21 protein-coding genes and 1 other annotated feature are annotated in these 20,347 nt (G+C 45.3%); of the genes, 5 read left to right on the top strand and 16 right to left on the bottom strand.

Annotation, left to right across the window (positions count from 1 at the left end; all coding sequences use genetic code 11):
• The 8 genes from AC1DSE_RS01330 to ilvB form a co-directional block, all read right to left on the bottom strand.
• On the bottom strand, positions 1-369 hold a 369-nt coding region (locus tag AC1DSE_RS01330; RefSeq protein ID WP_477527338.1), incomplete at its 3' end, for a sigma-70 family RNA polymerase sigma factor.
• Between the two features lie 232 nt (positions 370-601).
• On the bottom strand, positions 602-1,018 hold the full coding sequence (locus tag AC1DSE_RS01325; protein ID WP_076268004.1) for a hypothetical protein: 417 nt from the start codon (positions 1,016-1,018) through the stop codon (positions 602-604).
• Between the two features lie 468 nt (positions 1,019-1,486).
• On the bottom strand, positions 1,487-2,035 hold the full coding sequence (locus AC1DSE_RS01320) for a peroxiredoxin (RefSeq protein WP_477509437.1): 549 nt from the start codon (positions 2,033-2,035) through the stop codon (positions 1,487-1,489).
• Between the two features lie 144 nt (positions 2,036-2,179).
• Complete coding sequence (leuB, locus tag AC1DSE_RS01315; RefSeq protein ID WP_339207563.1) at positions 2,180-3,259, bottom strand: 3-isopropylmalate dehydrogenase; 1,080 nt, start codon at positions 3,257-3,259, stop codon at positions 2,180-2,182.
• A gap of 364 nt (positions 3,260-3,623) precedes the next feature.
• Complete coding sequence (locus AC1DSE_RS01310; protein WP_076268007.1) at positions 3,624-5,168, bottom strand: 2-isopropylmalate synthase; 1,545 nt, start codon at positions 5,166-5,168, stop codon at positions 3,624-3,626.
• 120 nt (positions 5,169-5,288) lie between these two features.
• Positions 5,289-6,281, bottom strand: a complete 993-nt coding sequence (gene ilvC, locus AC1DSE_RS01305) for a ketol-acid reductoisomerase (protein WP_076268008.1) — start codon at positions 6,279-6,281, stop codon at positions 5,289-5,291.
• Between the two features lie 123 nt (positions 6,282-6,404).
• Positions 6,405-6,890: an acetolactate synthase small subunit gene (gene ilvN, locus AC1DSE_RS01300; protein WP_076268009.1), complete on the bottom strand. Its 486-nt coding sequence runs from the start codon at positions 6,888-6,890 to the stop codon at positions 6,405-6,407.
• Positions 6,887-8,632, bottom strand: a complete 1,746-nt coding sequence (ilvB, locus tag AC1DSE_RS01295) for a biosynthetic-type acetolactate synthase large subunit (RefSeq protein WP_339207561.1) — start codon at positions 8,630-8,632, stop codon at positions 6,887-6,889. The genes ilvN and ilvB overlap by 4 nt, the downstream gene beginning before the upstream one ends.
• 514 nt (positions 8,633-9,146) lie before the next feature.
• Between ilvB and AC1DSE_RS01290 the strand changes: the two genes are divergently transcribed.
• Positions 9,147-9,647, top strand: coding sequence for a GNAT family N-acetyltransferase (locus AC1DSE_RS01290; protein ID WP_477509438.1), 501 nt, complete (start codon positions 9,147-9,149; stop codon positions 9,645-9,647).
• 14 nt (positions 9,648-9,661) lie between these two features.
• Here AC1DSE_RS01290 and AC1DSE_RS01285 read toward each other — a convergent pair whose 3' ends face one another.
• The 5 genes from AC1DSE_RS01285 to AC1DSE_RS01265 all read right to left on the bottom strand — a co-directional run bounded on the left by AC1DSE_RS01285 (position 9,662) and on the right by AC1DSE_RS01265 (position 12,901).
• Complete coding sequence (locus AC1DSE_RS01285) at positions 9,662-10,057, bottom strand: hypothetical protein (protein ID WP_441879209.1); 396 nt, start codon at positions 10,055-10,057, stop codon at positions 9,662-9,664.
• A 185-nt stretch (positions 10,058-10,242) separates the two neighbouring features.
• The gene (gene rplT, locus AC1DSE_RS01280) at positions 10,243-10,602 is read right to left on the bottom strand and encodes a 50S ribosomal protein L20 (RefSeq protein ID WP_054028358.1); all 360 of its coding nucleotides are present in this window, start codon (positions 10,600-10,602) and stop codon (positions 10,243-10,245) included.
• Positions 10,603-10,652: 50 nt separating this feature from the next.
• The gene (gene rpmI, locus AC1DSE_RS01275; protein ID WP_076268012.1) at positions 10,653-10,850 is read right to left on the bottom strand and encodes a 50S ribosomal protein L35; all 198 of its coding nucleotides are present in this window, start codon (positions 10,848-10,850) and stop codon (positions 10,653-10,655) included.
• Between the two features lie 34 nt (positions 10,851-10,884).
• Entirely contained in the window at positions 10,885-11,382 is a 498-nt protein-coding gene (gene infC, locus AC1DSE_RS01270) for a translation initiation factor IF-3 (protein WP_144376751.1), read from the bottom strand.
• Between the two features lie 56 nt (positions 11,383-11,438).
• Positions 11,439-11,596, bottom strand: a sequence feature (ribosomal protein L20 leader region).
• 66 nt (positions 11,597-11,662) lie between these two features.
• Positions 11,663-12,901 carry a glycosyltransferase family 2 protein gene (locus AC1DSE_RS01265; protein WP_076268014.1) on the bottom strand — a complete coding sequence of 413 codons (1,239 nt, stop codon included), beginning with the start codon at positions 12,899-12,901 and terminating at the stop codon, positions 11,663-11,665.
• Positions 12,902-13,607: 706 nt separating this feature from the next.
• Between AC1DSE_RS01265 and AC1DSE_RS01260 the strand changes: the two genes are divergently transcribed.
• A complete protein-coding gene (locus tag AC1DSE_RS01260; protein WP_076268015.1) occupies positions 13,608-14,180 on the top strand; it encodes a phosphatase PAP2 family protein in 573 nt (190 codons plus the stop codon).
• On the opposite strand, the gene trmB is transcribed toward AC1DSE_RS01260, so the two are convergent.
• Positions 14,177-14,944, bottom strand: coding sequence for a tRNA (guanosine(46)-N7)-methyltransferase TrmB (trmB, locus tag AC1DSE_RS01255; protein ID WP_477527337.1), 768 nt, complete (start codon positions 14,942-14,944; stop codon positions 14,177-14,179). The two genes, AC1DSE_RS01260 and trmB, sit on opposite strands and share 4 nt — an antisense overlap.
• 153 nt (positions 14,945-15,097) lie before the next feature.
• Positions 15,098-15,307: a hypothetical protein gene (locus AC1DSE_RS01250; RefSeq protein WP_076268017.1), complete on the bottom strand. Its 210-nt coding sequence runs from the start codon at positions 15,305-15,307 to the stop codon at positions 15,098-15,100.
• 282 nt (positions 15,308-15,589) lie between these two features.
• Between AC1DSE_RS01250 and mnmL the strand changes: the two genes are divergently transcribed.
• The 3 genes from mnmL to AC1DSE_RS01235 all read left to right on the top strand — a co-directional run bounded on the left by mnmL (position 15,590) and on the right by AC1DSE_RS01235 (position 18,241).
• Positions 15,590-16,555, top strand: coding sequence for a tRNA modification radical SAM protein MnmL/YtqA (mnmL, locus tag AC1DSE_RS01245; protein WP_441879213.1), 966 nt, complete (start codon positions 15,590-15,592; stop codon positions 16,553-16,555).
• 6 nt (positions 16,556-16,561) lie between these two features.
• Positions 16,562-17,155: a tRNA 5-(aminomethyl)-2-thiouridylate-methyltransferase MnmM gene (gene mnmM, locus AC1DSE_RS01240; RefSeq protein ID WP_441879215.1), complete on the top strand. Its 594-nt coding sequence runs from the start codon at positions 16,562-16,564 to the stop codon at positions 17,153-17,155.
• A gap of 105 nt (positions 17,156-17,260) precedes the next feature.
• On the top strand, positions 17,261-18,241 hold the full coding sequence (locus AC1DSE_RS01235) for a type I phosphomannose isomerase catalytic subunit (protein WP_076268019.1): 981 nt from the start codon (positions 17,261-17,263) through the stop codon (positions 18,239-18,241).
• An 83-nt stretch (positions 18,242-18,324) separates the two neighbouring features.
• Here the strand turns inward: AC1DSE_RS01235 and AC1DSE_RS01230 are convergent, their stop codons facing one another.
• Positions 18,325-20,217: a B12-binding domain-containing radical SAM protein gene (locus AC1DSE_RS01230; RefSeq protein WP_441879217.1), complete on the bottom strand. Its 1,893-nt coding sequence runs from the start codon at positions 20,215-20,217 to the stop codon at positions 18,325-18,327.
• Positions 20,218-20,347 lie beyond the last annotated feature (130 nt).

Below are 20,347 nucleotides of genomic sequence, written 5' to 3'. Positions count from 1 at the left end.
GTAAGGCACAACCTGAGAATGCCTCTGTTCTTTCCGGACATGGTCAATAAGCCGACGACGAATGACGGTTTCAGCAAATCCGAGAAATGATTTTCCAGCACTGCTGGAAAATTGATTGATGGCTTCATTAAAAGCGAGCAGCGCTATGCTGAATTCATCATCTCGACTCGGATCGATATACCGTTTACAAAATCGACTTGTAACTTTCATTATATATGGCTTATAGTCTGCTATGAACTGCTCACGCAGCAGCTCGTCACCTTCATGAATATGAGCAACCCATTGTTCTGGAGTGAGCTTCTGCTCATCCTCTGCTGCTTTGGCAGAAACAGACTTCCGCAGAAAGCGTTTGAACAAAACAAGTAACAACCGCTCCACCTCACTATTAGTATGATTCGTTTCTGTCTGCCCGGTTTCGGGGGGTACATTCTGAGAAAATCTTAATTTTCATTTAAAAGCATCTTTTGTCCCCTTTATATCGCCAAAAAACCGTTGATTGAGAAACAAACGAATTTAATAAAATTACAAAATGATACATTTTTATATGATCAAAATAAAGAAAAGCCCCCGTGAAGGAGGCTCACCATTCATGTTTAAAAAACTAAACGGAAGTACGGCGTTGACGGAGCTTATTCCTTCTATTGTTAAGCATCCCTAGACGCTTCTTAAGAACAAGCTGCCATTCCGTATCCTCAATTTGCTTAGCAAAGCTTAGCAAATCAAGTGCCATATCGATTTGACTGTGGACAACATCCATTGGATCCTCATTCTCATGGTTAACACAATTCTCAAGCAGCGCCTTGCCTTCTTGCTCTACGTACTCCTGAAAATCAACTTCAGCAGCACCGTCGCCATGTGCATATTCGGCTAGTATCTCATATTCATTTTCGATTAAATAATGAATATCTACACGGTGACAGACAGGACAAAACATAATGGGCACATTGTGAATATGCGTCCGAATATGCTTAAGTGTACCTTTTGTTCCAATCATACTAGCTCCACAGCAAAAACTCATTGACGACTCCTCCTCAAAGGTTTGCGCAGCAAACCTATCTTCGTAAGCATCATCTTAGGTTTGCGTAGCAAACCTATCTTCGTAAGCATCATCTTAGGTTTACGCAGTAAACCTATCTTCGTAAGCATCATCTTAGGTTTACGCAGTAAACCTATCTTCGTAAGCATCATCTTAGGTTTGCGTAGCAAACCTATCTTCGTAAGCATCAACTTAGGTTTACGTAGTAAACCTATCTTCGTAAGCATCATCTTAGGCTTGCGTAAGCAAACCTATCTTCAAAACCATCATCTAAAGTTTGCGTTAACAAACCTATCATTTTTTATTATCTGTTGCTAAGTATACCATATTCGCTCTGCATGGACGAAATTCCTGCTTTCTCCTCACATTATCCGTATCGCTATGTAGACAAAAACAAAACCCGTACCATTAAATGGCACGGGTTTTGTTAATACTGCTATTCGAAATATATTATTTCGATACCAAAGTTTGTTGACCTGGTTTCCAGTTGATTGGGCAAAGACCACCGGATTGCAATGCTTGCAATACGCGAAGAGTTTCGTCTACGCTGCGGCCAACGTTGTTGTGGTTAACAACTTGATATTGTACTTCGCCTTCTGGATTGATGATGAATAGACCGCGAAGAGCGATACCTTCTTCTTCAATCAATACACCGTAGTCACGAGCTACGCTTTTCGTAATATCAGCAGCAAGAGGGAATTCTAGTTGACCTAGACCATTATCGTTAACCGGCGTGTTGATCCATGCACGGTGACTATGTTTGCTATCAATGCTGACACCAAGAACTTCAGTGTTCAAGTTTTTGAATTCAGCTGCAGCCATGCTAAGTGCAGTAATTTCAGTTGGACATACGAATGTGAAATCTAGTGGGTAGAAGAACAATACCAACCATTTTCCTTTATAATCTGCAAGTGATGCTGTACCGAAATCTTTACCGTCACCTGTTGCTGTTTCCATTGAAAAATCAGGGGCCTGACGGCCTACCAAACGCTCTGCCATAATAGAAAACCTCCTTGACCTATCCATAAATTTTATTGTTTATGTCACTTCGTCTGTGTGACTTACCTAGTAAATAGTATCACTAGTTTATAAACAAGTCAATATTATAATTAATATTTATTTATAATAATTATAATCTAGATGCTATTTTCTTAGAGCAGCTACGATCAAATCGCCCATTTCTGTTGTGCCAATTGCTGTGCTCTTATCAACAGCAATATCACCTGTACGGTGGCCTGCATCAAGAACTTCTTTCACCGCTGCTTCAATTGCTGCAGCAGCCTCGTGGTAACCAAATGTAAGGCGGAACATAAGCGCTACGGAAAGGATTGTTGCAATTGGGTTGGAGATGCCTTGACCCGCGATGTCAGGTGCTGAGCCGTGTACCGGCTCATACAAGCCGAAGCTGCCTTCGCCAAGCGATGCAGATGAGAGCATTCCGATTGATCCAGTCAGCATTGCAGCTTCATCACTAAGAATGTCGCCGAACATATTTTCTGTTACGATGACATCAAAGCTCGAAGGACGGCGAAGCAATTGCATTGCACAGTTGTCAACAAGCACGTGCTCTAGCTCTACCTCTGGATATTCAGGAGCGATCCGGTTTACCACTTCGCGCCATAGGCGGGATGTTTCTAGTACGTTTGCTTTATCAACAGAAGCAAGACGTTTGCCGCGAGTCATAGCGATATCGAATGCTTGACGAACGATGCGCTCGATTTCTTGCACGTTGTATACGCATGTATCAACCGCTTCTTCGCCGCCAGCGCCTTCACGACGGAATTTCTCGCCAAAGTAAATACCGCCAGTCAATTCACGAACAACGATGAGATCCGTGCCTTCAAGCACTTCTGGCTTCAAAGTTGAAGCTTCTTTCAAGCAATCGAATACGGTAGCTGGACGAATGTTTGAGAAAAGGCCAAGTGCTTTGCGAATGCCTAGCAAGCCTGTTTCTGGACGAAGCTCCTTGGAGTTGTTGTCCCATTTTGGTCCGCCTACTGCGCCAAGCAATACCGCGTCTGCACCTTTGCAAAGGTCAAGTGTTTCTTGCGGCAATGGTGTGCCTTTCTCGTCGATTGCAATACCGCCGAACAAGCCGTGTTCTGTTTCGAATTTGTAGCCGTAAAGCTCCTCGGTTTTTTTGAGCACTTTAAGCGCTTCGCCAACTACCTCAGGGCCGATACCGTCGCCGGCAATAACTGCAATTTTTTTAACTTCTGACATAATAATGTAACACTCCTCGTTTTGAGTTAAACTTGTCCATTCAACGTTTTCAAAAATATAAGAATTTATAAGTTTGTTAGCTTATAAAGGGCTTATATTTCACCGTCAAAGCTACTTCAGCGTCCAAAGGACGCTAAAGCGTTTTTGCTTGGCGAATCCTGTTGAAAAGTTCAAGTCTACACATTCATTCTCATTCTATTATCATTTGTACCATAAAAACGAGTTGATTACCAAGATATAAAATCTATTTACTCTATAGGCTGTAACTATAGGGTCACTCATTATCCCTTTTTTGAAGCTATATCTATCAAAGAACAAAAAAACAGTCCGCCCAAAGGTTATACTCTGGCGAACTGCTTTTCATTTAGATTAGACTCATCTTATCGCGGCGACCTGGCGTCTTGCGCTTCTCGATCAGTCGATTAAGTGCATCGATGTATGCTCGCGCGCTAGCTTCAAGAATGTCCGTGCTAAGTCCACGTCCTTGAGCAGAAACATCATCCTGCTTTAGTACAACATGAACCTCACCTTGCGCATCCTTGCCTTGCGATACGGATTTGATCGAATAATCTTCAAGCTCCACAACTTCCTGTGTCACCTTATCGATCGCGTTATAGATGGCGTCTACGGAACCGTTGCCGATTGCCGCTTCATCTATGACCTCACCCTCCGCTTTACGAATCCGAACGGATGCGCTTGGCGTAGATTGATTGCCATAACTGACTTGGATCATTTCTAATTTGAATACTTCCGGCGTATCGATGAGCTTCTCTTCAAGCAGAGCAAGAATATCCTCATCACTTACGGTTTTCTTGCGATCTGCCAAATCTTTAAATTTAGCAAAAGCAGCATTAACCGCTTCGTCCTCAAGCTCATAACCTAGGTCGATCAGCTTCTCACGGAACGCATGGCGTCCTGAATGCTTGCCAAGCACCAGCTTGGATTCCTTCAGTCCGATCGTATCCGGTGAAATGATTTCATACGTTGTTTTTTCTTTCAGCATGCCATCCTGATGAATACCAGATTCATGCGCGAATGCATTGGCACCAACAATTGCTTTGTTGCCTGGAACGACCATGCCCGTCAGCTTGCTGACAAGGCGGCTCGTCTTGGCAATTTCTTTCAGGTTCAGCGTAGTTTGAGCTCCGAAGTAGTCCGGACGCGTAGCAAGAGCCATTGCAATCTCTTCGATCGCTGTGTTACCTGCGCGCTCCCCGATACCATTGATCGTACCCTCAACTTGATCTGCACCATTCAAGATCGCTGCTAGCGAATTTGCAGTCGCCATGCCGAGATCATTGTGACAATGTGCGCTCAGCTGAATTTTTTCGATATTCGGCACATTTTCCTTCAACACCTTGAAGATGTTCCCAAATTCTTGCGGATTCATATAACCGACCGTGTCCGGAATGTTTACGACCGTTGCTCCCGCTTTAATGGCCATCTCAACGACCTGACACAGAAAGTCCAGCTCTGTACGTCCTGCATCCTCTGCTGAGAATTCAACTTTGTCAAAATATTGCTTTGCATACCGAATGGCACGCTCTGCCGTTTCAAGCACCTGCTCCTTCTCCATCCGCAGCTTGTGCTTGCGGTGAATCGGACTTGTAGCAAGAAATACGTGAATGCACGGATCCTGTGCGCCGATAAGCGCTTCACGAACAGCATCGATATCCTGCTCACGCGAGCGTGAGAGTCCGATAACTGTAGCATTTTTAACTGCTCGTGCTACCGCATTAACTGCAGCAAGGTCTCCCGGAGACGCAGCAGGGAAGCCAGCTTCCATGCGGTCCACTCCCAGCCTTTCAAGCTGAAGGGCAATCTCTACCTTTTCCTTCGTGTTCAGGTTAACCCCAGGAGATTGCTCTCCATCACGAAGCGTTGTATCGAAAACATATATTTTCCGCATTTGTGCAATGCACCTCCGTGAACAAAATGATCCCGGTGCGCTCGGACCACATGGCGATACTACGTGCTCATCGTCAAACGATCCGGCGAACCGGGATATTTTCCTACATTCTATCTTTTATTACTTCTTGATCCAGTGCATCAATTCACGAAGCTGTGCGCCTGTTTTTTCAATCGGGTGAGCAGCTTCATTACGGCGAGTAGCTGTAAGCATTGCACGGTTCGATTGGTTTTCCAAGATGAAGTCACGAGCAAAACGACCGGATTGGATATCTTCCAATACACGTTTCATTTCTTTTTTCGTTTCTTCAGTAACAATGCGAGGACCAGTTACATAATCGCCGTATTCAGCTGTGTTGGAGATAGAATCGCGCATGGACGCCATTCCGCCTTCATACATCATATCAACGATCAATTTAAGCTCGTGCAAGCACTCGAAGTAAGCCATTTCTGGAGCGTAGCCAGCTTCAACAAGCGTTTCAAAACCAGCTTTAACTAGTGCAGTAGCGCCACCGCAAAGAACGGCTTGCTCACCGAACAAATCTGTTTCTGTTTCTTCTTTGAAAGAAGTTTCGATAACGCCTGCACGAGTACAGCCGATACCTTTAGCATATGCAAGACCGATAGCTTTAGCATTGCCAGTTGCATCTTGCTCAATAGCGATTAGTCCAGGAACGCCAAAGCCTTCTTGGTACGTACGGCGAACCATGTGACCAGGAGATTTTGGAGCTACCAAGAATACATCTGTATCTTTGTTCGGAACGATTTGTCCGTAGTGAATGTTGAAGCCGTGGGAGAACATAAGAGCCGCGCCTTTTTTCAAGTTAGGAGCGATTTCATCATTGTACACTTTCGCTTGTGTTTCATCAGGAAGCAAAATTTGAACAACGTCAGCCACTTTAGTTGCTTCAGCAACTGTAAGTACTTCGAAACCATCTTTTTTAGCAACGTCTGCGGATTTACCAGGACGAAGACCAATAACAACTTTCAAGCCGCTGTCGCGAAGATTTTGTGCTTGAGCGTGACCTTGGCTGCCGTAACCGATAACTGCAATTGTTTTACCTTGTAGTACGCCTTGATCAGCGTCTTTTTCATAGTACATTGTAACTGCCATATTAATAATTGCCTCCTTTAGTTTAACCCTTTTGAGCGGGTGTTTAAGCAGAGAATGACCCTTAAGCAGCGGTTCTCCCCTTAAACTCCCGCTCAAAGCGGGATGTTGAATGATGAACTCTTATTACTTGGAATTGCCTCTGTTTAATGCTGTTACTCCTGTGCGCGACAGTTCACGAATGCCATACGGTTTAAGCAGTTCAACCATAGCATCGATTTTTTCAGTGTCCCCTACTACTTGTACCATAAGCGAATGAGTGCCAATGTCCACAACCGCTGCGCGGAAAGTTTCAACAACACCTAAAATTTCCGGACGAGATGCTGGCTCTGCATTCACTTTAATGAGTGCAAGCTCGCGGCCAACCATCGGATTTGAGCTAAGATCAATGACCTTAATAACGTCAATCAGCTTATATAGCTGCTTCGTTACTTGCTCTAGCGTATGATCATCACCAGAAGTGACGATGACCATACGCGACAAGCCTGCTTCTTCGCTAGAACCAACTGTTATGCTTTCAATGTTGAAGCCGCGGCGTCCGAACAAACCAGATACGCGCTGTAGAACGCCGGGCTGATCGTTAACGATTACTGCGATCGTGTGTTTTTTCATTCCGCATCCCCCATGATCATTTCGTCGATGGTGCTTCCTTGCGCTACCATTGGGTACACGTTCTCTTCTTTGCGAACGACGAACTCAACAACAGCTGGACCAGGATGGCGTAATGCTTCTTCCCATGCGGCACGCGCTTCTTCTTTGTTCGTTGCGCGGAAGCCTTTAACTCCGTAAGCTTCTGACAGCTTCACAAAGTCTGGGCTGCCTGAGAGATCAATATGACTGTAGCGGTTGTCATAGATAAGCTCCTGCCACTGTCTTACCATACCGAGCACCTGATTATTGATAATTACTACCTTAACCGGAATGTTGTTAATTGCGCAAATCGCAAGCTCTTGCGCACACATTTGCATCCCGCCGTCCCCATTAATGGAAACGACTACGCGATCCGGATTCGCCATTTGAGCGCCGATAGCAGAAGGGAATCCGAAGCCCATAGTGCCTAGCCCTCCGGAAGTAACCCATGAACGAGGCTTATTGAACTTGTAATACTGTGCAGCCCACATTTGATGTTGACCAACGTCAGTTGTTACAATCGCATCGCCATTCGTTGTCTCATGGATCAGCTCAACAACCCACTGCGGCTTAAGCTCAACGTCAGAATCCGTATAGCTGAATGGATATTGCTCACATGAAGCTTTGAGCTTCGCACGCCAATCATCCGCTTTATCTGCGCGTTTCGCGAGCTTATTTACAATCTCAAGAACAGTCTTCACATCGCCGACAATCGGGATGTCTGTTGGTACGTTTTTACCGATTTCCGCTGGATCGATATCGATGTGTACGATTTTCGCCAGTGGTGCAAAGCCCGCAAGCTTGCCGGTTACGCGGTCATCGAAGCGAGCGCCAATGTTAATTAGCAAGTCTGCGCTTTGAATCGATTTATTAGCCGTATATGTGCCATGCATGCCTGGCATGCCTAGGAATAAATCATTGCCGCTTGGGAAAGCTCCCAAACCAAGCAATGTTGTTGTAATTGGTATTTGCGTTTTAGTAACGAATTCGAACAGCTCTTCATGTCCGCCAGAGTAAACGACTCCGCCGCCTGCTAGTATTAACGGGCGCTCCGCTTGTTCAATCGCCTTAATCAGCTTATCCACTTGATTTTTGTTAGGCGTGACCGTTGGATTGTAACCACGGATGCTTACTTCTGTTACTGGCTTGAACAATGTCTTAGCCGCTGAGATGTCCTTCGGAATATCGATCAATACTGGACCTTTGCGCCCTGTGTTGGCAATATGGAATGCTTCGTGAATAATACGAGGCAAATCCTCAACGTCGCGAACCAAGTAGCTGTGTTTAGTGATTGGCATTGTGATTCCCGTAATGTCTGCCTCTTGGAAAGCATCGCTGCCAATCAGGCTGGAGATGACATTACCGGTAATAACAACTAGTGGTACGGAATCCATATATGCAGTTGCAATTCCCGTCACGAGGTTTGTTGCACCAGGACCTGATGTAGCGATACATACGCCTACTTTGCCGCTTGCGCGGGCGTAACCGTCTGCCGCGTGAATCGCGCCTTGCTCATGCCGTGTTAGTAAATGATTGAAATCGGGGTTTCCGTGCATCGCGTCATAAATGTACAACACTGCTCCACCTGGATAGCCGAACACACAATCTACACCCTCAAGCAATAGACTTCTTAGCAAAATTTCCGAACCAGAAATAACCTCAGGTTTCGAAATTCTTTCCTTCATTTCCTCTTTTGACTTCAGTGTTGCACCTTGCGTTATCATCAGTCATCCTCCTCTCAGAAAAAACAAAAAAACCTCTCGTTCCTCATGCTCCAATACGAAGCAACGAGGGACGAAAGGTATATCTTCCGTGGTACCACCCAAATTCGTTACACATCTCCCGATGTATAACCTCTACAAGTAAGAACGTCATGCATATACGTTCTACCAATGGCACTGTAACGCTTGCCCTGCGATTCCCCCTAATAGGCAACACATGGTTGCTTTTCAAGGAAACAGCTCCGAGGTGAGCTCGTAGAAAAGGGATTTTGGCGATGGTTGCAGCTAATCCATCCGCTCTCTGTTCAAAAGGGCCCTAAGCACTTCGTCCTCATCAATGCTGATTTTGTATTTACCACATGGTACGAATACCAGTACGTGGTAGATAAGACTTTCCTTATTATATGCCGTGAATCTCCGTTCGTCAAGAACCATAAACAACTCTTGTTGTAAAATGTATTCGGCGCAATCCTTTAGCGCGCTACATATACTAGTTTAGCCCTAATGCGGCAAATTCATGCTGCGTCCCAGATCCATTTGGCGCGGTAGAAATGGAATGATGAGCATGATTCGTATTTATGAGCCAAGGTATGATCAAGCCGAAGTGGTTCGCCTCATTCGCAATGAGCTTATTCCCTTATCCCATACGGTACACCAACATGATGCGCAAACGATTCGAGAGCTCCCTAAGCGTTTCCGTCGCGGTGTTACTTTTGTAGCATCCTTATCTAAAAAAAGCCCTCCAGTCTCCTTCATCCATTTTGAAGTGATGGGTGAGGTGCTTTATTTAGATATGATCGTCACGCATCCTGATCATCGGAATAGACAATGGGGCAGAAAATTAATAGCTCATAGCGAAGCTTACGGCAAAACGCAGAATTGCAAAGTTGCCAGGCTGTTTGTCGATCAGGTTAATGGTAAAGCACATCAACTCTATAGTAAGCTTGGTTACTATACCGTCCAATACTATCCTGAGCTGCGCTGCTACGAATTACTTAAACCGCTCACCCCGCTATGATTACTTAATTGCCATTAAAAACCGTTGTAGCCCTGGTTTCCATAACCGCCGTAGCCAGCATTGCCGTTATAACCAGCATTGCCACCATAGCCACCATAGTTGCCATTGCCGTATTGGTTAAAATTGTTATTGCAGCAGTTGCCACCGCCGCCGTAGCCACCGCCAAAACCACCACCAAAGCCGCCGCCCCATAAAGGAAGCGTGCCGATGGCAAGAAGGTCAAACAATACGAGAGGCAAAATTGCTTTCGTTTGCACGAGCTTGCCTTTGTCTTTTTCGAGTGGAGCGACGATCAGTTTATTTTGGTGTACCCGAACGAGCTTGCCAGTGACGACAGAGCCGTCAGGACGTACTGCATAAATGGATTTGCCGACCAGTTTCCGTACTTGCTGCTTGGAAACGTTACGCATGCGAAATCCCTCCCTTCCCGTTGTCCTACAGCATATTCGCGGAGGGTGGCATCCGTCTGTTTATTTGTCCTCTGCTCTAATAAATGTGCGCATGTCGGTTCATTTTCGCAAAAAAAAACCGCAAAAAAGGCTGTCCAAAAATCATCGATTAGATGACCTGGACAGCCCTTATATGTGGTCAACGCCTAAGCGTTAATTTTTTCTTTTGCAATGCCAGCAAGCGAGTTGAACGAAGTCATATCGTTAACTGCAAGGTCAGCAAGGATTTTGCGGTTTACTTCTACGCCCGCAAGTTTCAAGCCGTGCATGAATTTGTTGTACGAAAGTCCGTTAATACGAGCTGCCGCGTTAATACGAACGATCCACAGTCTGCGGATGTCACGTTTTTTGTTGCGACGGTCACGGTAAGCGTACATTAGGGACTTACCAACTTGCTCCTTCGCTGTTTTAAACAGACGATGTTTCGAACCGAAATAACCTTTAGCTAGCTTTAGAATTCTTTTGCGACGACGAGTGCGGACAAAACCGCCTTTAACTCTTGCCATGAGTGGAAACCTCCTGTAGGTTGAATTAGCTTATTTGGTGTAGCTTATTATTACAAGTTAGCAAGGCCTTGTTTCAAACGACGAACATCGCCAGCAGCCATAAGCGGTTGGCCAGCAAGTACGCGTTTTTGACGACCGGATTTGTGTGAAAGCAAGTGGTTACGGTAAGCTTTGTAACGTTTTACTTTACCAGTTCCAGTAATTTTAAAGCGGTCTTTCAGACTGCTGTGAGTTTTCATCTTAGGCATATCAGTTATCCTCCTTAAAGTTCTTCATCAGTTGTTAGCTGTTGGTTTTGGGTGCCAAAATCATAATCATGCTCCGGCCTTCCAGCTTAGGAGCGCGCTCAACGCTGCATAATTCGGCAACCTCTTTTGAAAGACGATCCAAAATCTTTTGGCCTAGAGATGCATGAGCAATCTCACGACCACGGAATCTTACGGATGCTTTCACTTTATCGCCTTCATTGAGAAACTTAACAACGTTACGAAACTTCGTTTGGTAGTCATTTTCATCAATGTTAGCACGGAACCAAACTTCTTTAAGATCAACGATCTTTTGGTTTTTGCGTGCTTCTTTTTCTTTCTTCTGCTGCTCATAACGGAATTTTCCGTAGTCCATGATGCGGCATACCGGCGGTTTAGCCGTCGGTGCGACGTTCACCAGGTCCAAATTCAGCTCAATAGCAAGCTGCATAGCATCGCGAATGGATTTAATACCGATTTGCTCGCCTTCAGCGCCTACTAAACGCACTTCTCTGGCCCGGATTTCATCATTGATTTGATGTTCTCTGCTAATAACGTGCCACCTCCAAAATTGGTTTGTTCATGTCTCCACGCAATAAAAAAATGCGGGTTCGCTCGAACCCGCATCTCATAACCGTACATGTATGTCAGAGCATCACTTCAGTTGAAATGATGGAATGACTAATCGATTATCGCGAACCAGCCAGCCTGAGCCGAAAGGTGAGAAGCGGGTGCTTCTGCTTGTGCGTATTAAGTTAGTTGTAAATGTTACCGTGTTACTATACCATGGCCTACAAAGCCTTGTCAACAAGCGATTACACTTGTTTGCTTTGAACTTCTTCAAGACGGATGACGCGTGTATGCTGGGTATGACTCCACTTTTTGTTGTTTTGCGTGAAGAATGCATGCACCGTTATCGGCCACCATGACAAGGTGAACAATAGAAAAGTCGGAATCCGCAAATATAGCTTCCACGAAACTTTAGCCATATACATGGATAAAGGTATTTGCACAAAAATATATGCCATGTACGGAATGCTCAGCCAAATTGGAAGCAGGTTGTACACGGAGGTGACGTTATCTCCGCCTGACAGCAGGATGTCTCCCCAAATGATCGCTGCAATAAAAAATCCAGCCAAATAATTATAAGCATTGAACACATAAAGGGCCGCATCAATCTTCGTCATGCTGCGATCCTTGATTCCCTGCCAAAGCAGAGGAAGCATATGTTTACGAGTAACATCAAAGTGTCCTTGCATCCAGCGAAGCCTTTGGCGAGCTGATGCTTGGAACGTAATCGGCTTCTCGTCGAACACCTTTGCCTCAAAGTTGAACTTCGGATAAATTCCGCGTTTAATGCAGCGGACTGTAAATTCTAAATCTTCAACCAAGCTTGTAGCTCCCCAGCCCATTTCCTGAAGCAGCTTTGAATCAAAGCACATGCCTGTTCCACCTAGAAAGTTGGCAAGGCCAAGATTTGTACGCGGAAGCTGCCAAAGCCGGTTGCAGAACCAGTAGTTAATTGCATTTGCTGAGCTGACCCAAGAATCATTTGGATTTTTTGTATCCAGGTAGCCTTGAATAACTCGGAATCCATTGCTCAAATCATTGTTCATGTACTGCAAGAAATCAGTCGCTACAAGGTTATCGGCATCAAAGATCGCTACGCCGTCGTAGCTCTTTGGCATAGCCCACAACTCTTTAAGCATCCACTCAACTGCAAAGCCCTTGCCGCGTTGATTTGGATTTTCACGAACACATGCATATACTCCATCATAACTATTTACAACATCGACTGTACCATCGGTGCAATTATCGCAAATTACAAAAATATCATAAAGCTCCCGTGGATATTTCATTTTTTGCAAGTTTTCAATCAGTGCCCCAACAACCTGCTCTTCGTTATGAGCTGCTATCAGCAGTGCGAATGTTTTTTTCGGTGCATGAGAAAGATCTTCTTTTTTACGCCGCCATCCGAAAAACGTTAAAAACAGCTGATACACACCTAGCAACGCAAATAGAATTTGAACCACAAACATAATCGTATTGAACATGCGGCATTACCCCTTTAGACCCCATTTTTTTTGCTTTTTTTCAGCATCCACCCGTGGCTGCCGTAAGCTTTTTATTATATATTTTCTCTTTGTATGAGTGTTTCTCTGCAAACACTCTCGGACCATAATTGATTCTCCACAGAAACAACTTCTTTGTCAAAAGTTGAATTAGTCTTCATTGCGCTTAATCTCGGCAGAAAAACGCTTGCATTGCTCACGGATGAATACATTACCTCCTTTTACGACGACTCAGCCTTATTTTCAACCAATTGCTAAGTTTTTAGCACTAACGTCCTTATTTACGTTAAAATGTGTGAAAATGTTTCTTAAATCGAAATAGGTCTATGTGACGAACAAGTGAACGAGAAAGTTCCGTTCCGACATCTTTTGCGGTTTCGACAGACCCTGTCACAACCGCGTGGAATTTGTCCATTACAGTTTTACCATCAAATGCACATTATTAAACAGTAATTTGAAATCAATATTTATTCCCTGTATTTGGAGCGAAAACAGGATACCGATAGACGCATGACAGCGCATTCTCATCAGGCAGCACCCATGGAAAGCAAGTTAGTGCTATAATACTTACTTATCCTTAATATAGGGACAAGAAATAGTTTACGCTCAGCGAACAAAAACATGCTAAAATTAAGTCTGGAATTGATAAATGTTATAGAAGTAAGCCACCGTTAGGAGGATGACAGCGATGGAACGAATGATAGGCTGGCTGAAAACGAGTGAGCAAAGATTATTGATTTGGGCAAACCGGAGACCTTCAGGGAGAAAAAGACATCGAATTCTGGGGAAATGGTTAAGCACGGTCACACATATGGGCGGCGCAACCTTTACGCTCGCAACCGCCCTTCTATATGCACTACTTGCACCTGCTCCTTGGAGCCTTACTGGGTGGCAATGCTTAACTGCGGTCGTCATAAGCCATCTGCCAGTAGCAATTGTAAAGCGTAAATTCAAACGACTTCGACCTTATCAAGCGCTGCCTGATGTAAATACATGTCATAAGCCGCTTGTCGATTCTTCATTTCCATCCGGACACACAACAGCGATCTTCGCATGGCTAGTCCCTATATTGCTGACTAGCGGGATATGGATGACTCTGCTGGTGCCGCTTGCGTTAATAATTGGACTATCCGTTGGATGGTCAAGAATGTATCTAGGGCTGCATTACCCATCTGATGTTGCAGCTGGCGCACTGATCGGAACGATAACAGCTTTGGCAGTCAATTATTCCTGGGTATCGTCTGCAGTAGGACTAAATTAATTATCCTCATCATCCGAATCATTCGATACGGATTCTGATGCCTCAGCTTCCTCTTTAAGCGACTTCTCATGTTTCGCTTCACGATGCTTCCGAATAGCCTCGGAGCCGATAACGGCTTCAACACGATAAATATTTTGTCCTTTTTCCATAAATTTCATCTCATATTCCGTAAACACAAGGTCCTCTCGAGGGCCTTCTTTGTGTAAATGAAGCGAAATATTGYGCATGATAAGTTCCATTTCCGCGAAGCTGTTCAATGAAAACTCAAATAGAGATTGTGAATCCGTCTTAAAATGGATTTCGCCGCGCTCGTTAAGCAGTTCAATATACTTGGCAACAAGTCTTGGATGCGTTAGTCTTCTGCGCGCATGCTTAGCCTTTGGCCAAGGATCGCTAAAATTCAGATGGACACGTTCAAGCTCACCCGGAGCAAACATCGTCTCGATTCCTTCAATATTAGCGCGAAGCAGCGCAAGATTGGGCGGATGAGACTCCCCTTTTTGCTCCCATACGATGCGTGCCTTCTCGCTTGCGCGGCGAAGAAGCTCATCATACATGTCGACACCAATAAAATTGATGTGCGGGTAGCGAGCACTCATTTGACTAATAAAACGACCCTTGCCCATGCCAAGCTCTACATATATAGGCTGGTCGTTGCCAAAAAACTCACGCCACTTGCCTTTGTGCGGCGCAGCATCGAGCACGACTAGCTCCGGCTGACCCTCTAAACTTTCACGAATACCTTTTCTTCCTCTTAAACGCATATGCAGTGATTCCTCCATTTATCGTAGACGATGCAACGAATAGACTAGTCCTTATTGTGCCCAAGAAATTGAGCAATGTAAAGAGGATAGAAAAAAGCCGCAGCCAATTATTGGCGATGCGGCTTGCTTATCATGTCATTGGATGTATAGTCGTTACAGCAAAAGCTGATACGGAATCGGAGCGTTCTCTTTCTGTTCACGCTCGTATGTTCCCACTAATACTTCATTCAACTTCTTGCGAGCAGAAATTTCTACACCATGATTATTGTGAAAGCGGACGCCTGTAAGCGCCATCAATTCTTTTACAGTAAGCTCAACAGTTACAGTATCGTCGCCGTGCGGGATTTTGGTTACATTATTCATCTCTAATCACCTCATCGATTTATTAGTAAGAGTATTTCCATTTAATCGACGTTTCATGAATGCAGGTGCATATGGGCTATGTTAGGTTTATTTGTTGTTTTGTCGCACTTTTAATATAACACTTCATGTAAGGTTACGCAAGTCTAAAAACACCCATTTCAAAAAATATTTCCAATTAAAGCGTTTTCCGAACATTCAATATCTATTCGCATGACAAACGTGGCTTTTCCACTCGTTTTTCGCTAAAATATAGGGTGTAGGTCTTGAATGAAGGGGAAAACGATGATTAAATTATCAACATCGCAACAGCAGCAGCCACTGCTTTGGGGCGATAAACGATTTCATACATGGAATTACGAAATGCATGAGCAGTTGGGAGGCAAGGTATTCAAGGTTACGCTTGATGCCGGCTTCACTTGCCCAAACCGTGACGGGTCCATTGCAAAGGGCGGCTGTACATTTTGCAGCGCTCGCGGCTCTGGTGATTTCGCGGGCAGCAGGCGGGACGACCTCGTTACACAATTCAATAAAATACGGGACCGTCAGCATCAGAAATGGCAAAATGCGCAGTATATTGGATATTTCCAAGCTTATACAAATACGTATGCGCCCGTTGAAGAGCTAAGGGAATATTATGAAGTCATTTTGCAGCAGCCTGGCGTTGTTGGTTTGTCCATTGCAACACGACCTGATTGCTTGCCCGATGATGTAGTCGATTATTTGGCTGAGTTGAATGAACGAACCTATCTTTGGGTGGAGATGGGACTTCAAACCGTGCACGAATCTACTTCAGAGCTCATTAACCGTGCACATGATACAGCCTGCTATCTCGATGCCGTAAAGCGTCTTCGGGAACGCGGCATTCGTGTATGTGCGCATATCATTTACGGTCTTCCTCAGGAAACGCATGAAATGATGCTTGATACAGGTCGCGCCGTCGCCAAGATGGACGTGCAAGGCATTAAAATTCATTTGCTTCATCTCATGCGCAAGACGCCGATGGTACGTCAGTACGAGGCTGGTCTGCTTCAATTTCTTGAGCAGGATGAATATGTGAAATTGATTGTTGATACACTTGAGTTTCTGCCGCCAGAAATGATCGTGCATCGCCTTACGGGAGATGCGCCGCGTGACCTGTTGATTGGTCCGATGTGGAGCATGAATAAATGGTCAGTGCTGAATGCCTTCGACGACGAGCTTACGCGCCGCAATACGTGGCAAGGCAAGTTATGGCAGCAGGAGGTTTAGCGAAATATGGGGTTTCTATCAGTCCTAAGCATGGCTCACAAATGGATCAACGAGCGTACCTCGCCGGGTGACATCGTCATTGATGCTACTGCCGGCGGTGGTGTAGATACACTTGCGCTTGCCGAGCTTGTTGGACCTAACGGCACAGTATATGCCTTTGATATCCAGCAGGAGGCGCTTGATCGCACGCAAGAGCGCCTTTCTTCCCTTCAAAATAACAATAAGCTTCCCGATATTAAACTTGTGCTGAGCAATCACGCAAGTATGGCTGAGACTGTTGATCCTTCTATTATCGGACAAGTCTCAGCCGTAATGTTCAATCTCGGTTATTTGCCGGGAAGCGATGATCTCACGATCATAACCGAGCCTGCAACAACACTGGCTGCGCTCGATGCAGCTATAATGCTGCTGCGTCCTGGAGGTATCGTGACCTGCGTTTTGTATCCAGGGCATCCTGGCGGTGCTGAGGAAGCCGCCTCCGTGGAATCATGGGCAGAGCAGCTGCCTCAAAGCCTAGCGCAGACCGTTATTTACAGGCAGACCCAGCGCAAGGCTGCCCCTTACCTTATTGCGGCAGAGAAGCGTCCAACTGCTCGTTAATCTTTTGCAACGCGTTGACCTTACAGCTCTTTAAAGCCAATTGCTCTGAATGTTATTTTTTAGCTGAAGTAGAACGACATACTACCGATATGGGAGAGATAAATAATGACAGTAAAACCTTATCCATTACAATTTAAAGCAGAAATGAAAGAACGTATTTGGGGAGGACGCGCACTAGAAGGTTTTGGCCTTGAAATGCCTGAAGGCTCAATTGGCGAAGGCTGGATGATCAGTGATCACCCTAACGGCATTACAAAAGTAATGAACGGCGAGCTTGCTGGCGTTGGACTTGACCAAATTCGTGAAACTTACGGACCTGTATGGTTTGGCTCACAAGGCTTTTCCGAGAAAAACGGACGTTTCCCGCTCCTTATCAAGCTGCTCGATTGCAATGATGACCTATCCATTCAAGTCCATCCAACGGATGCATACGAAGGGCTGCCTGAAGGCGAGCTTGGCAAAACAGAAATGTGGTACATCCTCGACGCTAAGCCAGGCGCAAAAATCATCTATGGCCTAAAAGACGGCATTGACCGTGCGGCGATGGAAGCAGCAATCACTGAAGGCCGCATTATGGACGCGCTTCAAGAAGTGACTGTTGAAGCCGGTGATGCATTTTACATTCCCGCAGGAACCGTTCATGCTCTCTGCTCTGGCGTTGTTGTAGCTGAGATTCAACAAAACTCCGACACTACTTATCGCTTACATGACTACAATCGCCTTGGGCTTGATGGTCAGCTGCGCGAGCTTCATATCGAAGATTCTCTTAATGTCATTGCCTATGAAGGCGCAGGCGCTGAGCGGATGAAAACAGACAGCGCAGTAGCTGGCCAGTGGCTGACCATCGCTTCTTCTCCTTACTTCATCGTTGAGAAAGGTATCGTAGCCGCTCCTTGGAAGCTGTCCACATCGCTTGATAGCTTCGTTATCCTTGTAGTTGCCGATGGTGAGGGACAAGTGAAATGGGCAGATGGCGAGCAATCCGTTAAAGCAGGCGAGTGCTTCCTCCTTCCCGCTAATCTTGGCGACTATGAGCTTTCCGGCAGCATGACTGTACTTCGCAGCATTGTACCTGCTTCTGTTTAATTTCATATTTTCAAACCAATAACAAAGAACCTCCAAACCCGTTTGCTTCATGGGTTTGGAGGTTCTTTTCATTTCAATCTGGACTACTTAATCATCGCTTCTTGACCAGCTTTAATCTTTAAAGTGAAAGGACGCGGCTTCGGTTTGCTACTACCTGCCTCAAGTGCATACAGAACAACGAGCAGCGTATGATGTTCGCGATCAACCTCTCCTGTAGCAAGGAACGTTGCAAGATCAAACGGCAGCTTCTCAATAACCGCATGTTTGTGAAGCTCCTTCTCGCCAAATCGCAGTGCTGCGAATTCAGGAGATACATCCTCTGGGCGATCCGCTAAGTGGCGCATCCAGCCGCTCCACAGCGACTTGTCCATCGTAAACTCCCACCAAATTTTGCGAGGCTTATAATTATGATTAAGGAAATAATCGTATTTCATTAGCCCCAGCACGACGTCCTTATCTAAGCGTTCGCCTGCAATTGCAAGTATTTCTTCTGGTGAAGCAGAAACTCTCTTCGTATCCTCTTGCAGTGCTGGCACCTGTTCGAAGTTCTTCTCTGCTGAGATAGGCAGCGATCCAAGAAACGCCGAGAGCCGCGAGAACAGATCCTCCAGCTGATGGCCGATCTTTTGCCAGCCRCTTCGTTCCCAGAAATCGCCGAACGCCTGGAAGAAGTCGAATGGCGATGGAAACACACGATCAACCAAATAAAGCAGCGTATGATCCATTCGGTGCGCATTCCAATATTTCTCCAATACATCCTCTACCCGTTTAATGCGAACGATATCGCCAAATGGCATCAGATCGTTGCCCAGCATTTCATAAGGCGATCTGTCCATATAGATATAGCCCCATTTATCTGCTTCACGGCGGAGACCCGTACCGCGCAGCATTTTGAGAAAGCCTAACTGCAGCTCCTCGGGACGCAGCTCGAATACATCATTAAACGTTCCGCGGAACGTATCATAGTTCTCAAGCGGCAGACCGGCAATCAAATCAAGATGCTGATCGATTTTTTGAGAATTTTTCACTTTCATAACGGTACGCACCAGCTTCATCCAGTTCTGACGACGCTGAACCGCTTCATTTGTTGGATCATTCGTAGATTGTACGCCAATTTCAAAGCGGAATATGCCTGGAGGCGCATTCTCAGCCAAATAATCAAGCACCTCAGGTCTCATGATATCTGCTGTTATTTCAAATTGAAAAACACAGCCCTGGTGGTTTTTGATCAAAAACTCAAAAATTTCAAGCGCGTAATCCCGTTTAATATTAAATGTTCGATCGACGAATTTAATAAGCTTGGCGCCTTTTTCGATCAAATACAAAATATCCGCTTTCGTCCGCTCCATATCATAATAACGAACGCCAACCTCGATACTGGATAGGCAAAACTGGCAGCTGAACGGGCAGCCTCGGCTTGTCTCAAAATAAACGACACGGCTTCCCAAATGAGGAATATCCTCCTCAAAGCGATGCGGGGATGGCAGCTCATTCAGATTCAGCTTGGGACGCGGCGGATTAATCAGCACCTCGACGCGATCCTCGCGCTGCTTCCGATAGGTAATTCCAAATACCATATGGTATTTGCCATCGCCTTCAATCTCAGTAAGCAAATGATGGAAGGTCTCTTCGCCTTCGCCCACCACGATAAAATCAACCTCTTGCACACGCTCCATCCAATAGTCCATATCATAGCTGACTTCTGGACCGCCTAAAATAATTTTGATTTCAGGCATGATTTTGCGCAGCATATTAATAACCGTAATCGTTTCCTCGATGTTCCAAATGTAGCAGGAGAATCCGACTACATCCGGTTTTCTCGAAAAAATATCGGACACGATGTTCATCACTGGATCTTTGATGGTGTACTCTGCAATTTCAATATCGAATCGATCGCCGCTAAACGCCTTCAAACAGCGCAGCGCCAGTGATGTGTGTATAAACTTGGCATTTAATGTGGACAGTACCACTTTCATAAGTAATAACCTCTCTAACTTAAGCATTTGCCTATAAAGCACGCTTGCGAAAGCCTTCAGCGCTTATAGCAAGATGCCTTCTATTGTACAGAAAAAAATCAAAAAAAAGAAGAGGCATCCCTTGCCGCAG

The sequence above is a fragment of the Paenibacillus sp. 01L418 genome (assembly GCF_056400045.1).
This window is presented reverse-complemented; position numbering and strand designations above follow the sequence as displayed.